Raw genomic sequence first — 18,114 nt, 5'->3', positions numbered from 1 at the left:
CAAACCTGTCAAACAATTGTTATCTTTCTTAATACAGAGGAACAAATGTTGGACAGTTACAAGTCCAACTATTATCTCATTTGGACTTCTGTGAGCGATATCACCTTTACGCTTTGTTTTTTCGGAGTTAAGTTATGAACCAACCAATGAAACTATCCTTGGAACAGCAATTCAGTATCTGCTCGTTTTCTACTCAGGTGCAAAATATGAGTCACGATCAAGCTAAAGACTTTTTGGTGAAGCTTTATGAGCAAATGGTAGTGCGCGAGGCAACTTATCAAGAGCTTCTTAAGCACCAGTGGGGCTTAGATTCCGGTTCCACTATGGCATAGAGTCGTTCTGATGTCGCAGTGGACGACCTCCTTCTCTTGCTTGGTTCCAAAGAGGAAAAGAGCTGGGGCTGTCGGGGCGTCAACTTCGATAAACAATTCCACAAAAGCGGCGCAAAATTTCAATTACCGAAATTAACTAAGAATAAGTAAACATTGTCTACCGCACATCTGCTGAAGTCTAGACCTAAGTTTAGATTTATCGGCTAAATTTATTGTTTGCTTTAGCCAAACTTATTTTTGTTTCGTCTAGTCTGAGAATCACACCTGCGTAAATTTATAATCATCTAGAATATGTACACACGAATAGCCAGAGAGAATTTAGATAGCACTGCTTTGGCAGCTATTTATTTCGCTCTTTATACATATAACCGGAACTTACATATTTATATATATTTTGTTTATAAAAGTTTACATTCTTGGAGTGTCTACACCTTAGTTGCATCTCAAATATGTAACATTAGGAAATTATGCCTAGCTGCAAAGATCGTGTGGAGAATCTGTATCAATACCTTCCAGTTTTGCCAGAATTTGAGGCTTGATCTTTTCGTACTCGCTTTTGAGTAATCTTTTACTAAGTTGCGGGTCGGCAGAGGATATCAATGTATTGCTGATTGCGACCCACTCTTGCAGTCGTTGACACTGGGCAGAAGCAATGCTGGAAGATAAGATATGGGTACAGTGATTTGGTGCTTCTCGTCCAAAGAACAACAGGCGATAATAACCTGTATGGTGTAGTAACCGGGCAATTTCTTGACCAATACTGGTTTTGAGATCAAGGTAATAAGGTAACCATTTAGCGCCATGTTTGCGGTTGTAGATCACAGTAATCCATAGCAGCATGGGATAAGGAATAGAAATGAAAAGAAATTGGTTATAGCGGGTACAGAGTAAGCGCTTTTGAATTTCCTCTTGCGGTAGCATCACCCACAGAGCTGGTAAAACCTCCCCATTGGTATGAATGGGCTGGGGAAACACAATATCGGCAATCGGTTTATTTTCAGGCCAGGAAATAGCCCGAGCTATTTCATCGTTTGACCCGGATGCGTGCAAATCGGCTTTTGTCTTTTGTTCAACAAGCTTAGGGCTAACTGTAATAGCAGGAACTAGGGTATCGCTGTCTTGCTTAAGCATGGGTGTATGCTCAGGCTTTTCTAGAGATGCTAAAACTCCGAGGATTTCAGCGATATTCTGGGGGCGATCGCGTGGTATTTTAGCTAGACAACTCATCACCAAATTTTCGATTTCTTTTGGTAGTTCTAATCCCGGCGCAATCTCAGCAAAAGAACGTGGTTTTTGATAATGATGTATTTTATACCACGCTCCAAAAGAGTGAGTTGATGCCACCAGTGGCATTTTGCCTGTGAGCATCTCAAACATCATCACGCCCAAACTATAAATATCAGCACGGTTGTCTAATTCTTTACCCTCCATCTGTTCGGGAGAAGAATAAGCCAATGTCCCCAAATAAAATTTTGTCTGGTCGCCATCTGAGTGTAATAACTTAGCAATACCAAAATCTAGAACCTTGACCAATTCTCCGAAACTCTGATCTTGAATCACCAGTATATTACTTGGCTTGACATCACGATGGATAATTGGGCAAATTGTACCATCAACTGGGATACCATCATGAGCGCACTGTAACCCCAGGCTAAGTTGACGCGCCATACTCAGGAATCTTGGTAAAGGCACTCGTTGCTTGCGAATAATATTGTTCAGGCTTTGTCCTTGTAAGTATTCCATCACGTAGAACGGCGTATTATTGTCATCTACGCCATAGTCCATAACTCGGACAATGTGGATGCTTTTTTGCCCTAGTAAAGCACAGGTTTTTGCTTCTCGCTCAAACCGATCTTCCAATCGCAGCTTTTCATTTTGGATTGATATGGCGAGAAACTTAACGGCAACGGGTACACCTCCCAACAAAGTATCTTTAGCACGATAAACCCGACCCATTGCTCCAGTACCGATTAACTCCTGGAGTTGGTAGCGTTTGCTGAGTAAGCGACCAATGTTGGGGTCTGACATAGAGAATTTAAATCTAAAAGCAGATTGTAAGTGTTTGGGAGGAAAAGTGCATTCAAACTGATATCTGAATTATTGCGCCTATAAATAAATGACTTTTTCGGCTTGTACCGCCAGGCAGAAATGGAAGTTAAATAATTCGTAATTCGTAATTCGTAATTCGTAATGACGCTCTCTGCGAGAGGCTACGCCAACGCGGACTTGCTAACGCCACCTTCGCGGAGCGTCTCGTAGAGAAGACAGTAATTAAGTTTTGTAACGGGGATTTAGAACAAGACTTACATACTTGCCGATTATAGAACCGGGGGACTTAAACCCACGATACTCGTTAAAAAGCTTATAGGATAGGCTTTTGTGCGATTTCCAATCATTGCTCTATTTAGGCAGTGCTGTACTAGCTTTTTTCAGTCTTCTTTTAGAGGATTGAAACCATTATCTGGCAGTTTGCAACCGAGACGGTTATTACAACTGGTGCAACATCCTAGTTCAAACAAGCAGAAAGGGTAGATTTATAATGAGGCTTTGTACCATTTTGCACTTTAATTGTCGTATAGTTTTAGTCTGCCCAATTTTGACTAAATAGATAACTCTAGGATCTGCCAAAAACCCTAATTAGGTAGTACCACAGTCACTACAGAGTTCTAATAGCTGAGTAATGAGTGCGGAGTCTTGAATATCAATAAAGCCTGAGGGGGCAATATGAAGGCGTGCTGGGAAGATTTTATCAGATCCAAGCCCTCATACCTCATAAATAATCCTCTAGCTTCTTAGAATTTCTAACTGTTATTTTAGTGGTCTATGACCCACAATTAAAGTTTTGCTTGATTAGGATTTTCCTTTTACCTCCAGCAAGACTGTCCTCTGCCTTTGTTTTGTAAGTAAGGATAATCATAGATACTTATTGGCTGACTAGGTTTTTAATCTTCGGGATCATTCTGACTACGTAAGCAGGTGTTATTTCTTAATAAAACTGTGATAATACTGATTGGTCGTTTTTCGTTTTCTCTGTAGGTTATAAGACATGTCAAAAACTAATTTATTACCCATTGCATAGTATTGAATTCGACGTTGGATAATCTTGTTAAATCGGGGAATAAAATCAGAAAAAAAGTATGGATTTTTGCTCAATTCTGTGAATGCTGTTACCCATTTTCCTTGCTTTATAGGGACTACAACTTGAAAGTAAGCTAGATTTTTCTTAAAGACTGCAAGATTATAAGAGATAGCACGCATTAAAGCTGGATTTTTTTTCACAACTTCTTGTTGCATGAAAGAATTAGTCGCTATGCAGCATTGATTTAGACGTGATAATATGCCTTGATGTACAATAGAATTGGGGCGTGATCGATAGAAATAATAGGGTTTTGGCACCAGAAAAAAGCGAGCGCCATTGATTAAGCATTTCATATAAAGCCAAAAGTCCTCAGTTATTCTTATGGTTTCATCGTACTGAATGCCGTGCTTAACCAGAAATTCTCGTTTGAATATAGGCTTGCTTAAACCAAGATGCAACCCTGGTTGTCCATAGACATCAGTTTCTACAAAATTAACGATATCAATTTGGAGAACTTTATCTATCTCTACATCTTCTCCACTTTCTTGAATCAATGTACTCCAAGGAGATGTTGCACCATCTTTGATTAAATAAAGATCGTCAGCAATCATATCGGCATTTGTTTCCTCTGCCAGCACCACAAGCTTTTCTAATCTTTCAGGAGCATACCAGTCATCTGAATCAAGAACAGCAACCCATTCTCCTTGAGCTGCTGTGATGGCTCGATTACGCGCAGCAGAAACCCCAAGATTTTGTTGATTAACTATCACTTTAAGACGTTGGTCAGTAAAACTTTTAGCGACTTCTACAGTTTTATCACTTGAACCATCATCGACCATGATAACTTCAATATCAGTGAGCGTTTGCTTTAAGGCTGACTCTATTGCCTTGGCAATATAAGCTTCAGTATTGTAAGCAGGGATAATCACTGACACTTTAGGATTCATGAAACTGAACTCCAGACTACTGACTACATGGTTAGAGCAAAATGCTAGAACCCTGATGATAAGTTGAAATTTATTTTTTTACAATAAGTACGTAGATATAAATAATTCCAGGTTTGTAGTCAGGACTTTAACGCTATTTTGAGGACTGGAACCCTTTACTAAGAGTCTATTTCATGAATTTTACATTGCGTAACATAGTTTGATCTATTCTTGCCTACTTAGTTAAAACTTAGTAGTTAGGTGAGAATAAACGATTACTCGTTAAGGTGAGGCATGAGATGATTCCATAGATCACAAACTTTTCTCCAAAGGATACCTTTTGCCAGGCAGCACTTAACCCCTTAAAAGCGTCATATCAAGATAAAGCTTTTTTCGCGGAATTTTTAGAGGAGCGAGAATAATTCTTTAATCCAAAAGCGTTCGACTGAGCGCTCACGCCGAAGTCTAAAATTAAATAAGCTAATCGGCATTTAAGTTGCATAATAACAGGGCTGTTCGCGAAGCGTTCCCGTAGGGTAGCCTTTACTACAAGCGAATCATTCTGGAAAAATGAATGACGATTAGCTTAACAGAGCTAGTGACTTGATTGTTAGGGTCAATCTAAAATCCTTGCATTGTGTGACTCTAGTAATTGCCTTGCTCAATTTCGCAGTGCTGTACTAGCTACTTACTGCTTTTAGGTTGACTGACGCTCTAGGCTAGCTTCCATTGTGTTAGTTAAAAAATGACCAGCCAAGACACCACTACTGAGGTAGTATGTATCTTGCGAAATTCGGTGTAGGGTTTCAAACCCACTACGACGCTGACGATCGCCTAGTACCTGGTAATGCTGTACAATAGTATCTAGACCAATCCAGCCTTCGCCTTCAACCTGCCCCAAAAGATTATGTTGGAGTAAAAAAGTATACTGACGTTCTCCATCATGCAACCGCCCCTTGTATTGCAAAGAGATTTCCGAGCGATCGCTACCAGGAAATATTAGTTTTGTGGCCATAGTGAACCAGTTATCTCGATTCCAAGCTATTAAGGTCATACCCTTGACGCTGATTGGCATCCCATTACGTTCCAGCCAATTTCCTTGTATTGCCCAGCGTCCTGGTTCCAATAAAAAAGTATGAGCCACCTTTTATATTCCCTGCCTTGATCGAGTGCCGCCAAGACTACAGTTATAGCAGTACTGAGTAATGAAGTGAAGAATAAAAAACTCCACCCACAAGGGGATGGAGTTTTTGGGCATGGCGAAGAAGTTGCTTTCTTCCCAATGCTCTGAAAATGTATTTAATTTTGAATTGTTAATTGTTTTTCCTGTCTCAGCACGGGCTAAACCTTAGCTATCCGCTAACAGCACTCAGCACTGAATCATGACCTTGGTAAATTTCTCCTAAAAGCACTTCTTGAGGTGCCCCAGTCGCAGTAGGTAGGTTGCCAGGAATACCCCAATTTCGCCAGTAGGCTAAAACTGCGAAGGCGATCGCTTCTTTAAAATCTGCGCTCAAGCCAACTTCATCTGTAGTCCAGACTGGTATTGATGTCAACAACAACTGTAATCTTTGTTTCAAATAGAGATTGCGACTACCACCGCCACATAATAATACCCGTTGGGGCATTGACGGCAAAAAAGTGCGGTAACTATGAACAATTGAAGCAGCTGTAAGTTCGGTGAGAGTTGCCAATATGTCGGCAGGATTAAGTTGGTATGCTTGGGCATCTTTTAAACACTGATGCATATAAGTCACACCAAATAACTCTCGACCAGTGGATTTGGGCGGCGGTAGATAAAAGTAGTCTTGGTTGAGCCATTGTTCTACCAAGAGATGGCAAGGAGTACCACTCGCTGCCCAATTTCCATCTTCATCGTAAGTTTTAGCACCAGCGCTTAAATGTTCCACCGCTAGATCCAATAGACTATTTCCTGGGCCAGTATCCCAAGCGCGAATTTTTGAAAGCCAGTCGCCATGCCGAGGTGGAATATAAGTAACATTACCAATACCACCAATGTTTTGAATACAACGACCCTCCTGGGGATGACTGAGTAAATAGGCATCTACTCTCGGCACGAGGGGCGCACCATGACCACCAATAGCGATATCAGCAACGCGGAAGTTGCTCACAGTTGTAATACCCGTAAGATGGGCAATTAATGCACCGCGCCCTAGTTGCAGACTATAACCTAGTGGGGAGTGGGGAGAGACGCGATTAATCGCGTCTGTACTAGGGAGTGGGCTTGCCGTGAGCGTAGCCGAATGGGAGTGGGGAGTGGTTTTCTTCCCGATTCCCCTATTCGCAGGTGGTCGATGATAAACCGTCTGACCGTGGGAGCCAATGAGAGTGGCTGGCTGATGAGCAATTTGAATATTTTGGGCGGCTTGGGCAAACACAATGGCGATCGCATCATCTATTTCTGCCAATTCTGCCATTGAGATCGCAACGCCTGCACCAACTGCCAATATTCTTTCTCTAAGTTCGGCTGGATAGGGATATGTTACCCCAGCTAGCAACTCAACTTTCAGATCCAATTCTGTACCGGAAATTTCTACCAAGGCAGCGTCTATGCCATCTACGGATGTGCCACTAATTAAACCGATAACGCGAGTAAAGACAGCAGCTGTTTCAGTCGGATGCATTTATGCACCTTTTATAAAAAAAAGTTTGTTTACAATTTAGCACTGATAACTTTGCGCTTTCTATATAAAGCTATTGACATCAGAGAACATAATATCAGTAATTTTCCTCTAAATGAAATGTAATAAATTACATTTTTCTCTACGCGGAGTCAAATCGCAAAAGTAGTAATTATTCTGATGTTGAAATCTCGAAGCACCTCGGACAATGAGTGTTGCACGAGAAAAATTTTAAATTCGAGCAGAATTGTCAAATGAAAAGTCTTTTAATTAAGTTCGCGATCGCTTCTGGTGTCGTTTTGTCCTTAGCTACTCTTACCCGTCCTGTAATGGCTTCGTCTTTTACGGTATCAATAGAAAATGCAGGCGTACAAAATGCACAATCATCAAATCTTGTGAATTATCATGTACAAACTTTTGATGCACAAACAGCAGGTTACAGTACAGCAGGCTTTCAATCGAATGATGGAACGACAAATGTTGGTAGCTACACGAATACTCTGATCCAGAATGCAGATCAATATGGCGGTGCTGGTGGAACAGGCAAATATTTTGATGTAAACGCCAACATATCTGGTCAAACGGTTTCTACCCTAAATTTGACAACCCCAGAAAGTTACTTTGGACTTTGGTGGTCTGCGGGAGACGCTAATAACGTACTGACATTTCTTTCACAAGGTAAGGTTATAGAAACTATAACTACTGCTGATGTGGTTAATTATATCGCAGGGTTAGCAAATAAAAGCAGCTACTACGGTAATCCTAATTCGACATTCAAAAATCAGGATTCTGGAGAACCCTTTGCGTTCATCAACTTCTACGATGTTGCCGGAACTTTTGATCAGGTTCAATTCAGCAATGTTGGCGGAACTGGTTTTGAATCAGATAATCACACAGTCGCCACTGGCTACAAGAGTATTACCGGTAATATAGTTATCACAGCAGTTCCTGAGTCTTCTTCTGTATTAGGAGTTTTTGTGATTGGTTTTGTGGGTGCTACTTCAGTTCTGACTCGTCGAGTCAACAAAAAGTCAGTTTTGCAATTGTCATAAGTGGATGCCTAAGCCAGGAAGTCACCCTCCTGACTTGGGGTTGACAAACTGTGCATGAGAGGTTATAGTCTTATGTTTTATCAATGATTTTGTAAATTCTCCTGATTTTCTCTACACCCTAACCCAGGCTTCACGTTGGCGTAACGTGCCGTAAACAGGATTTCAAAACTTTCAACGACAATTCAACATTAAATACAAGTTAGGGCGAGCTTACTGACGGTAGGTTCGCCCTAATCCTTATGATCACCCTTCTCTTACACTCAAAGCATAGCAAGCTTTCAGAGTAGCAATACGTCTAAGGCGTCTTGCTGGAAGAAAGAAAAGCAGTTAAGAAAGTCTTAAAGAATACTTAAAAAAGAAATAAGTAAGTGGGCAAGAATAAATCAAACTATCTTAGGCAATATAAAATTAATGAAATTGGCTCTTACTCAGGACTTCAGCGCTATTTTCCGGGCTGAAGCCCTGACTACAAACCTTTAATTATTCACACTCACTTACTTAAAAGGAGACAGCTTACAGAAAACCCACATCTGAAGAATCGATATGATAGAAAAGTAAATAAAATTTAAAAAATATTTATCAAATGGTGGTTCAATCATCTGGCTTGTCCAAGGTCAAAGACTCATTAACACAAAAAATCTTCTTGGGTAATGAACCTAATGCAGAGTTAATTGCAATTCTCACGGTTTACTTTGTCCAAGGAATTTTAGGGTTATCGCGTCTAGCTGTTAGCTTTTTCCTCAAAGATGAACTGCTACTGAGTCCAGTTCAAGTGTCGGCGCTATTGGGAATTGTCTTTCTACCTTGGATGATCAAGCCGGTGTTTGGTTTTATCTCTGATGGCTTGCCGATATTTGGCTATCGTCGGCGTCCTTACTTGATTTTATCCGGGATACTGGGATCTGTTTCTTGGGTGAGTCTGGCGACAATAGTTCATACTACCTGGGCAGCGACGTTAGCGATCGCCCTTAGTTCTCTCTCTGTAGCCATGAGTGATGTTATAGTTGACTCGCTGGTTGTGGAACGAGCTAGAGGCGAATCACAAGCGAAAGCAGGTTCACTACAATCTCTGTGCTGGGGTGCTGCTGCGATCGGAGGTTTAATAACAGCATACTTTAGCGGTCTGCTGCTGCAATACTTTACTACCCGTACTGTCTTTGGGATTACCGCCTTATTCCCTCTGATCGTTTCAGGGGTAGCTTGGTTAATTGCTGAATCCCCCGTTAACAAAGATGCTAAAGACAGTAATCATCCTAACTCTCTATCAATCAAACATCAATTGGGGCAGCTACGCCAAGCCATTACCCAAAAATCAATTTGGCTACCAACGGCATTTATTTTCATCTGGCAAGCTACGCCAAATGCAGACTCAGCCTTTTTCTTCTTCTCTACCAACGAACTACACTTTGAACCAGAGTTTTTAGGACGGGTGCATTTGGTAACAAGTTTCGCTTCTTTAGCAGGTGTTTTGATTTTTCAACGTTACCTCAAAAGCATCCCTTTTCGCGTGATTTTTGCTTGGAGTACTGTCCTTTCCTCAATTTTGGGGATGACGATGCTGTTGTTAGTGACTCACACAAACAGGCTGTTAAATATAGATGACCACTGGTTTAGTTTGGGTGATAGTCTTATTCTCTCTGTGATGGGCAAAATTGCCTTTATGCAAGTGATGGTGTTAGCAGCAAGGCTTTGTCCCTCTGGTGTGGAAGCGACATTATTTGCTTTGTTAATGTCGGTGTTTAATTCAGCAGCAACGGTTTCCCAGGCATTGGGGGCATTAATCACCTATTGGCTGGGGATCACTGCAACAAACTTTGAGTCACTTTGGATATTGGTGGTAATTACTAATCTCAGCACACTGTTACCCCTACCATTCATCAAGTGGCTACCTGCGGCTGAGGAGCAAACTGAGATACCCAAAGATGGGGAACAATCGTTTTTGCCTGATTTGATGTCTGAATTGGTACTGAGAGAATCAGAGTCAAAAATCGTTGAATAGCGTAATAAATATTACACAAGATTGAGTAAGTGCGGTCTTCTGCCAAGGGAAAGGAGGCGCTAGCAAAGTCATAAAGAAATTCTTTTCTAGCGGCTATATATTTTCGTGCAAAGTAACAGTAAAAAAGAAAGTATATGCAGAGTTTTAAAAGTCAAGAAAGCCCAGTTACAGAAAAATCCTATACTCGTGGAGACTGGCAAGGAGGATATCAATCGCTCACGCAAGAGTTTGATTATTGGATTGATGATATAGAAGGAGAAATTCCCAGAGAATTACAAGGTACGCTGTTTAGAAATGGCCCCGGTTTGTTGGATGTGAATGGGCAACTTCTTCATCACCCATTTGATGGGGATGGGATGATTAGCAAAATTACCTTTACCAACGGCCGCGCTCATTTTCGCAACCGCTTTGTCCGCACAACTGGCTATTTGGCAGAGCAAAAAGCGGGGAAAATTCTCTATCGCGGTACTTTTGGGACTGAAAAACCCGGCGGTTGGCTAGCTAATATCTTTGACTTCAAACTCAAAAATATCGCCAATACAAATGTTATCTATTGGGGTGGTAAACTGCTAGCACTGTGGGAAGCGTCTGAAGCATATCGCCTCGATCCCTATACTCTTGAAACCTTGGGGAATGAATATTTTAATGGTGCTTTGTCAGCAGGTGAAGCTTTCGCTGCACATCCCCGCTTGGAAAAGAATTGTGATCAAGATGGCGGCGCACCTTGCCTGGTAAATTTCTCGATTAAGCCGGGATTATCTACCACAATTACTATTTTTGAGCTAAACCCAGCAGGTGAAATTGTCAGACAGCACGCTCATAAGGTTCCAGGTTTCTCTTTCATCCACGATTTTGTCATTACTCGCAATTACTGTATCTTCTTTCAAAATCCTGTCACCTTTAATCCTATACCTTTGGCCTTGGGAATACGTGCGGCGGGAGAATGTATCAAATTTCAGCCAAATCAGCCAACTCAAATTTTAATTATTCCCCGCTTCCCCAAAGAAGGGCAAGAAAAGATAAAAATTCTAGAAACTCAGTCGGGTTTCGTCTTCCATCATGTCAATGCTTTTGAGGTAGGAGACGAAGTTTTAATTGACTCCATTTCTTACCAAGATTTATCAAAAATCGAACCTAAAAGCGATTTTCGACAAGTTGATTTTGAGGCGCTCTCACCTGGGCAACTCTGGCGATTTTATTTGAATCTAAAGGATGGGACAGTACGGGGGGAATTGATTGATGGCCGTTGTTGTGAATTTCCCAGCATACATCCGGCGAATGTGGGACACCCTTATCGATATCTATATATAGGTGCGGCTCATGCAGAGACTGGTAATGCTCCCTTACAAGCATTGCTGAAAATTGATTTAGAGTCTGGTAAAAGACAACTTTGGAGTGCTGCACCCCGTGGTTTTGTGGGTGAGCCAATTTTTGTGCCGCGTCCAGGTTCCGAAAAGGAAGATGATGGTTGGGTATTAGCTTTGGTTTATGATGCTGCCCATCACCGCTCAGATTTGGTAATTTTGGATGCTAGTGATTTTTCTGCATGTGCGATGGCGCGGCTACATCTTAAACATCATATCCCCTACGGTCTGCATGGGAGCTTTACTTACGAGGTTTTTGGAGAAATTTGATCCCCTCTTTGGGTGAAACCATTTTTTCGCTAGAAATGATATGCAAATCGATATTTTTGAGCAAGCGGACTAATTTTTGCGTCAAAGATCCTTTAAGGAGCATTTGCCAGCGCGATCGCTGACTTTCACCAATTACAATTTGGGTGATCCGATATTTCTCGGCGACTTCAGCGATCGCATTGGCGACGTTACTGTTGGTAACATGAAGAAAAGTACCTTCAAATTCTTTACAAAGTTTCTCACAAGTGTCAATATGTAGGCTTTCCCCTTTGGTGAGGAAGCGTTCTGGATTGGCAACGAACAAGCTATAAAGTGGGGCGCTCATATAATTAGCCAACCTTGCACCCCGACGTAACAACTGCACTGAGTTGGGATAAGTGGATATACATACCAAAACTCGCTCGTGAATATTACAGGATTGGCTGTTACGGATAGTGGCGATCGCATCTTCTTCCACGTTGTCTGCTACTTCGCGCAAAGCCAACTCCCGCAAAGCAATCAGGTTACGGCGGTGGAAAAAATTATCCAGGGATTGTTGGATTTTGTCGGGTGCATAAATCTTCCCTTCTAATAATCGTTCTTGTAGCGTTTCGGGTGTGACATCTACTAGTACTATTTCATCTGCATCATCCAGAATCCTGTCAGGAACTCGCTCACGAACTACTACACCTGTAATTCGGGCTACTAGGTCATTGAGACTTTCCAAGTGTTGCACATTCATTGTAGAGTAGACATCAATACCTGCTGCTAAAACTACTTCTACATCTTCGTAGCGTTTTTCGTGTGGTGAACCAGGGACATTAGTATGGGCAAGTTCATCGATTAAGACTAATTGGGGCGATCGCTTTAAAATAGCATCTGTATCCATATCCGTTAGCATCAACCCATCCTGAAGATATTGCTTGCGGGGTAAAATGTCCAGTCCCTTTGCCTTCTCAGTTGTGTCCTTGCGTCCGTGGGTTTCCAAAAGCCCAACGACGACATGAATTCCTTCATGTTTGAGTGCATGTCCCTCTTCCAGCATCCGGTAAGTTTTACCTACTCCAGGAGCCATGCCAATAAAGATTTTATGCTTGCCCCGTCGTCGTGGCGGATAAAGCGAGTAACTTGCAGAATTTAAAGGAGTGCCAGCCGAACCAGTATTAGTATTATCTGACATTAGACCTGCCTTGAAAATAGGGAATGGGGAGTAGGGAAAAGAAATTTTTATGACTTTTTGTCTTGCACGAATATTTTAAAACAAAAATCTTATGGTTCACGCAGAAGCCTAGAGAGTAACGAAAAAGTGATCTATTTATTCCTAACGCCCCACTCCCCATTTCTTAATTTTGCTGACGATTAATATCTTGCAAGTCAAGAGCATAATTCAATCGGAGAACATTGACTCCCGGTTCGCCAAAAATCCCTAAAAATCTTTCATCAGTATACTTATTAATTAAAGGTAGGATCTCATTGTCTTTTATTCCCCGCGCACCAGCAACCCGCGTCAATTGCTGCCGTGCTGCTTTGAAGGAAATATGGGGGTCTAAACCGGAGCCAGAAGTATAAATTATATCAGCGATCGGGTTAAGATTTTCGTCTCGCAATTGATTTGCCTGTTCTAAAATCCGCTTTAGTAGCTCTGGATTGCTAGCAGCGAGATTGCTGGCTCCAGATATGCCAGTTGGCTTGGCTTTTTTTCCTTGGCTATATCTAACAGTACTGGGACGAGGATGGAAATATCGCTCAGATGTGAACACCTGACCAATTAAAGCCGAACCAATTGGTTGATTATTTAGATTCAGCATGATGCTGCCGTTGGCTTGATAGGGTAAAAAAACTTGACCCACTACAAGGATTATCAAAGGATAGATGATTGCAGTCAACAACCAAAGCATCAGAGTTATGAAAATTGCTCTGATGGTTTCTCGAATAATAGCCATAAAAATTTTCCAATTGCTGCTAATATTTTATTTTTAACTTAAGCCAAGCCCACAACTGTAATTAGTATATCGAGCAACTTAATGGCGATAAACGGCGCAATCATCCCACCTAAGCCATAAATTAAGAGATTGCGTTGGACTAGCTGATTAGCTGTCAGGGGTCTAAATCGCACACCCTTCAATGCCAAGGGAATCAAAGCTGGAATAATTAAAGCATTATAAATCAGCGCTGATAGTACAGCAGACTTAGGGCTAGTCAAATTCATAATATTCAGGGTTTGCAGGTTAGCAGCGACAAATATCACTGGGATAATTGCAAAGTATTTAGCAATATCATTAGCGATCGAAAATGTCGTCAATGCGCCGCGAGTAATCAACAATTGTTTGCCGATGCTAATGATCTCAAGCAGCTTTGTGGGATCGGAGTCCAAATCGACCATGTTGGCGGCTTCTTTTGCAGCTTGCGTCCCTGTATTCATGGCAATGCCGACGTTAGCTTGAGCTAAAGCTGGAGCATCGTTAGTCCCATCTCCGGTCATGGCAACCAGTTTACCTGCTACTTGTTCCTTTTTAATGACGCTGATTTTGTCTTCTGGTGTGGCTTCGGCAATGAAGTCATCCACCCCAACTTCTTTGGCAATGACAGAAGTTGTAATTCGGTTGTCTCCAGTTAGCATGATGGTACGCACTCCCATCCGTCGCAGTTGCTCAAAGCGATCACGGATACCAGGTTTGACAATATCTTTAAGATAAACAATCCCATAGATTTCGTTATCTAGGCTGACTGCTAGGGGTGTACCTCCTAGACGAGAAACTCGTTCGTAGGCAACATCCAATTCTGGGGTATCGCGTCCGTTGCGGGAACGGACAAATCCTTTAATGGCTCCTACTGCCCCCTTCCTGGCCTCATGTCCACCAGCTAAGTTTGTGCCACTCATGCGTGTTTTGGCAGAAAAATCAACTGCTTCGGCCTGAGTGGAGTCAAAATCAAACCGTGCTACTAAATTTTCTGCCAGTCTTACAATGGATTTACCTTCTGGTGTATTATCAAAGAGACTAGCGGCCCACGCAACATTAGCAATTTCCGAGATTGAATAACCGTTGATGGGAATAAACTCTTCCGCTTGGCGGTTGCCGAGGGTAATTGTACCTGTCTTGTCGAGAATTAAAGTGTTGATATCACCACAGGCTTCGACTGCTTGTCCTGAGGTGGCAATGACGTTAAATTGGGCAACTCGATCCATACCAGCAATGCCGATAGTAGTTAATAAGCCGCCAATGGTCGTCGGAATTAATGCCACTAACAGGGCAATCAAAATTGGGATGCTGACTGGACTGTTGACATAGTAAGCAAGTGCGGGTAGAGTTACCACGACAAACAAAAACATTAAGCTGAGAACTGCCAACAATACCGTTAGGGCAATTTCATTGGGTGTTTTGCTGCGTTCTGCCCCTTCTAAGGAGGCAATCATCCGGTCAATGAAACCTTTGCCTGGGTCAGATGTGATGTAGATAATTAGTTCATCTGAAATAATCCGCGTCCCCCCAGTGACAGAACTGGCAACGTCTGAGCCTGATTCTTTTAATACTGGTGCAGATTCCCCAGTAATTGCCGCTTCATCCACGGAGGCGACACCCATGATTACTTCGCCGTCGGCGGGGATGATATCGCCAGCAACGACGTAGATGGTATCGCCTTGTTTGAGGCTGGTGGAGGAAACTTCGCTAATTGTGCCGTCGGAAGCAAGTTTTTTAGCGATCGCCTCTGCCACAGTTGAACGCAAGGCATGGGCTTGGGCTTTACCCCTTCCTTGTGCCAATGCTTCAGCAAAATTGGCAAACCAAACTGTAAAGAATAAAATCCCGGACAACAAGCCGTTAAAAACTTGCGGGTTCTTTTGCAGGGCTGGGCCAAATAGATCGGGATCAATTGTTAGCAATAGGGTGATGATTGTCGCCACCCAAACCACAAACATCACTGGATTTTGAATTGCATACTTAGGGTTTAGCTTGACAAAAGCCTCTCTAATTGCCCTGAAGTACAGCCACTTATTACTTGCCCTAGCCTTTTTACGTGCTTGGCGGCGATCGCCAGGACGATAATTTGGGCGTCTAGCTTTGAAGTTAGTTGCCACTTGATTTATAAATAAAGTTAGGAGTTAGGAGAGACGCGATTAATCGCGTCTGTACAGGAGGAGAGACGCGATTAATCGCGTCTGTACAGGGGTTAGAGGCGCGATTAATCGCGTCTGTACAGGAGTTAGAGACGCGATTAATCGCGTCTGTACAGGAGTTAGGAGTTATTAGGAACTTACAATAAAAAATAGATCCAACCTGTAGGGTGCGTTACTAAGTCACCTTCATCGGATGGTGCGTTACGTGATCGTTAACATACCCTACGAAACTACGAAACCGGATAATTTATTTATTTTTTGGTATTCTCTTAATTCCAAACTCATAATTCATAACTCATAACTCATAACTTTTCTAACCGCCAGATGCTAGTTTCAAACCCTCTGCTATGGGGCCTAAAGCCAGAACGGGAAAGAAAGTCAACACTCCTAAAACCAGTGTGACTCCAGCCGTGATACTAGTAAATATCAGAGAATCAGTTCTGAGGGTACCACGGGTTTCTTGTACTTGTTGTTTGCTAGACATACCGTCAGCTAACAACAAGATGGCAATCATCGGAATGTAGCGTCCTCCTATTAAGCTAAGTAAAGTACTCAAGTTCCACCACAGGGTGTTATCCCTCAACCCCTCTAAGCCGGAGCCATTATTTGCTGCTGCTGAGGCGTATTCATAAACTACTTGCGAAACACCGTGATAGCCAGCGTTGCTAATTCCAGATAGGGAGATGGGATAAGCCAAGGCGATCGCACTGGGAATCAAAACTAGAATTGGGTGAATCAACAGCACTACGCCGATGAGGACGATTTCCCGCTTTTCAATTTTGCGTCCTAAAAACTCTGGGGTGCGTCCTGCCATTAGTCCAGTTAGGAATACTGTGAGAATTAAGTAAATAAATAAGTAAGCTGTTCCAGTTCCCTGACCACCCCAAATAACGCGGATAAACAAGTTGAATAGAGTCGAAAATATTCCTTGCGGCATCAAAGAATCGTGCATCCCATTCACAGCACCAGACATAGTAGCAGTAGTCATCACTGCCCAAAATGCCGTTTGTGCCCAGCCAAATCGAACTTCTTTACCCTCTAAATTAGGCTGTTCTAATCCCAAGGCGTTATTAACAAGGGAATTACCTTGCAGTTCTCCCACGGCTGTTACTCCCACTAGAACTACAAAAATTACAAACACCATCCAAAAAAGTAGCCAAGCTTGTTTGATATTGTTAGCAAATATACCGTAAGTGTAAATCAAGGCTGCTGGTATAGAAATCATAGCGATCATTTCTATCAAGTTAGAAGCGCCATTGGGATTTTCAAAGGGATGAGCTGAGTTTACGCCAAAAAAGCCTCCGCCGTTGTCGCCTAAAAGTTTAATCATTTCAAAGGATGCCACTGGCCCTCTGGCAAGATATTGTGTCCCGCCATCCAAGGTTTTTAAATCCAGAGTCCCAGCTAATGTTTGTGGTACACCTGCTAGAAGTAAGGCGATCGCACCAATAATCGAAATCGGCAGCAATATTCGCGTAATTCCACGGACGAGATCGACGTAAAAGTTTCCCAATCCTCTACCCGTCAACCCGCGAATAAAGGCAATTCCCACAGATAACCCCGTGGCTGCGGAGGTGAACATCAAAAAGCCTAAAGCCGCTACCTGGCTAAAATAACTTAAGGTTGTCTCACCAGCATAGTGTTGCTGATCGGTATTCGTCACAAAGGAAATAGTTGTGTGCAATAATACATCCCAGGTGGTAGCACCGAAGCCGTTAGGATTCCACGGTAAGAGTCTCTGAAAATATATCAGTAAATACACTGAAACCCCCATAAGGAAGTTGCTGCATATTACAGCCCGGATATATTGCCAACCCGTCATATCATCCTTTCTCCGAACACCCGCTAGTATGAACATACTTCGCTCTATGGGGTTCATTAAAAAATCAAGCAGTGTCTTTTCTCCCAAGAAGACACGCGCTATATATCTTCCGAATAGCGGAGTGATTGCTATGACAATACACAGCGTTAAGCCAATTTGCAAAAAACCTTGTTCCATAGATTTTGCGCTCAATTAAATTTAAGTTAAGTCCTAGCAAGCGAATTCTTAGAAATAACAGATTAACTGTTGGAGTATTTGATTTCGAGGGATTTACTATTTTCAGTTCTGACTATTTTCCAGATACTTGCTAAAGTTTTTGTTAAGAATATTTAATTTTTACTCTTAATTCATCTATTTCACTAGTTAGGATTATTTGTTTATACAATACATTTTCCAAGTTTGCAGAACTTACGCACTCAGATTCTCCATCGCATTACTCCCTGACAATATCGGCAACGCGGTTGCCGCCCCCAATACCTGATTGTCAGACACTTGCAAGTATCTCTGGAACTGCTCTAAATTCCGATGCCCT

The 18,114-nt window shown here is 42.2% G+C and carries 12 protein-coding genes; 4 read left to right on the top strand and 8 right to left on the bottom strand.

From position 1 onward, the window contains the following. Positions 1–134: 134 nt before the first annotated feature. On the top strand, positions 135–332 hold the full coding sequence (locus ACYTXL_RS01830) for an NblA/ycf18 family protein (protein ID WP_104908243.1): 198 nt from the start codon (positions 135–137) through the stop codon (positions 330–332). Positions 333–803: 471 nt separating this feature from the next. Here the strand turns inward: ACYTXL_RS01830 and ACYTXL_RS01825 are convergent, their stop codons facing one another. The 4 genes from ACYTXL_RS01825 to ACYTXL_RS01810 form a co-directional block, all read right to left on the bottom strand. Continuing rightward, positions 804–2,360, bottom strand: coding sequence for a serine/threonine protein kinase (locus tag ACYTXL_RS01825; RefSeq protein WP_461923241.1), 1,557 nt, complete (start codon positions 2,358–2,360; stop codon positions 804–806). 951 nt (positions 2,361–3,311) lie between these two features. Further along, positions 3,312–4,358, bottom strand: coding sequence for a glycosyltransferase family 2 protein (locus ACYTXL_RS01820; protein WP_461923240.1), 1,047 nt, complete (start codon positions 4,356–4,358; stop codon positions 3,312–3,314). A 676-nt stretch (positions 4,359–5,034) separates the two neighbouring features. Next, positions 5,035–5,481 (bottom strand): hypothetical protein, encoded by a 447-nt coding sequence (locus tag ACYTXL_RS01815; protein WP_461923239.1) that lies wholly within the window; start codon positions 5,479–5,481, stop codon positions 5,035–5,037. Between the two features lie 208 nt (positions 5,482–5,689). Next, positions 5,690–6,982, bottom strand: a complete 1,293-nt coding sequence (locus ACYTXL_RS01810) for an anhydro-N-acetylmuramic acid kinase (RefSeq protein WP_461923238.1) — start codon at positions 6,980–6,982, stop codon at positions 5,690–5,692. A gap of 251 nt (positions 6,983–7,233) precedes the next feature. Between ACYTXL_RS01810 and ACYTXL_RS01805 the strand changes: the two genes are divergently transcribed. The 3 genes from ACYTXL_RS01805 to ACYTXL_RS01795 all read left to right on the top strand — a co-directional run bounded on the left by ACYTXL_RS01805 (position 7,234) and on the right by ACYTXL_RS01795 (position 11,664). Beyond that, positions 7,234–8,031 carry an Npun_F0296 family exosortase-dependent surface protein gene (locus ACYTXL_RS01805; RefSeq protein WP_461923237.1) on the top strand — a complete coding sequence of 266 codons (798 nt, stop codon included), beginning with the start codon at positions 7,234–7,236 and terminating at the stop codon, positions 8,029–8,031. Between the two features lie 583 nt (positions 8,032–8,614). Continuing rightward, positions 8,615–10,030, top strand: a complete 1,416-nt coding sequence (locus ACYTXL_RS01800; protein WP_461923236.1) for a folate/biopterin family MFS transporter — start codon at positions 8,615–8,617, stop codon at positions 10,028–10,030. A gap of 134 nt (positions 10,031–10,164) precedes the next feature. Then, positions 10,165–11,664: a carotenoid oxygenase family protein gene (locus ACYTXL_RS01795; RefSeq protein WP_461923235.1), complete on the top strand. Its 1,500-nt coding sequence runs from the start codon at positions 10,165–10,167 to the stop codon at positions 11,662–11,664. Here the strand turns inward: ACYTXL_RS01795 and ACYTXL_RS01790 are convergent. The 4 genes from ACYTXL_RS01790 to kdpA form a co-directional block, all read right to left on the bottom strand. Further along, the gene (locus ACYTXL_RS01790) at positions 11,636–12,823 is read right to left on the bottom strand and encodes a universal stress protein (protein ID WP_461923234.1); all 1,188 of its coding nucleotides are present in this window, start codon (positions 12,821–12,823) and stop codon (positions 11,636–11,638) included. The genes ACYTXL_RS01795 and ACYTXL_RS01790 overlap by 29 nt on opposite strands. Positions 12,824–12,986: 163 nt before the next feature. Beyond that, complete coding sequence (gene kdpC, locus ACYTXL_RS01785) at positions 12,987–13,586, bottom strand: K(+)-transporting ATPase subunit C (protein ID WP_461923233.1); 600 nt, start codon at positions 13,584–13,586, stop codon at positions 12,987–12,989. 38 nt (positions 13,587–13,624) lie between these two features. Next, positions 13,625–15,730: a potassium-transporting ATPase subunit KdpB gene (gene kdpB / locus ACYTXL_RS01780; protein WP_461923265.1), complete on the bottom strand. Its 2,106-nt coding sequence runs from the start codon at positions 15,728–15,730 to the stop codon at positions 13,625–13,627. A gap of 343 nt (positions 15,731–16,073) precedes the next feature. Next, positions 16,074–17,759 (bottom strand): potassium-transporting ATPase subunit KdpA, encoded by a 1,686-nt coding sequence (kdpA, locus tag ACYTXL_RS01775; RefSeq protein ID WP_461923232.1) that lies wholly within the window; start codon positions 17,757–17,759, stop codon positions 16,074–16,076. Positions 17,760–18,114 lie beyond the last annotated feature (355 nt).

This window comes from Nostoc sp., from assembly GCF_054880495.1.
Note: the sequence above shows the minus strand (reverse complement) of the source record. Positions and strands in the feature narration are given on the sequence as shown.

Excerpts from the sequence above, each read along its gene's own strand:
- ACYTXL_RS01830 (WP_104908243.1), top strand. The coding sequence starts at position 135 with ATGAACCAACCAATGAAACTATCCTTGGAACAGCAATTCAGTATCTGC.
- ACYTXL_RS01825 (WP_461923241.1), bottom strand. The coding sequence starts at position 2,360 with ATGTCAGACCCCAACATTGGTCGCTTACTCAGCAAACGCTACCAACTC.
- ACYTXL_RS01820 (WP_461923240.1), bottom strand. The coding sequence starts at position 4,358 with ATGAATCCTAAAGTGTCAGTGATTATCCCTGCTTACAATACTGAAGCT.
- ACYTXL_RS01810 (WP_461923238.1), bottom strand. The coding sequence starts at position 6,982 with ATGCATCCGACTGAAACAGCTGCTGTCTTTACTCGCGTTATCGGTTTA.
- ACYTXL_RS01805 (WP_461923237.1), top strand. The coding sequence starts at position 7,234 with ATGAAAAGTCTTTTAATTAAGTTCGCGATCGCTTCTGGTGTCGTTTTG.
- ACYTXL_RS01800 (WP_461923236.1), top strand. The coding sequence starts at position 8,615 with ATGGTGGTTCAATCATCTGGCTTGTCCAAGGTCAAAGACTCATTAACA.
- ACYTXL_RS01795 (WP_461923235.1), top strand. The coding sequence starts at position 10,165 with ATGCAGAGTTTTAAAAGTCAAGAAAGCCCAGTTACAGAAAAATCCTAT.
- ACYTXL_RS01790 (WP_461923234.1), bottom strand. The coding sequence starts at position 12,823 with ATGTCAGATAATACTAATACTGGTTCGGCTGGCACTCCTTTAAATTCT.
- kdpC (WP_461923233.1), bottom strand. The coding sequence starts at position 13,586 with ATGGCTATTATTCGAGAAACCATCAGAGCAATTTTCATAACTCTGATG.
- kdpA (WP_461923232.1), bottom strand. The coding sequence starts at position 17,759 with ATGGAACAAGGTTTTTTGCAAATTGGCTTAACGCTGTGTATTGTCATA.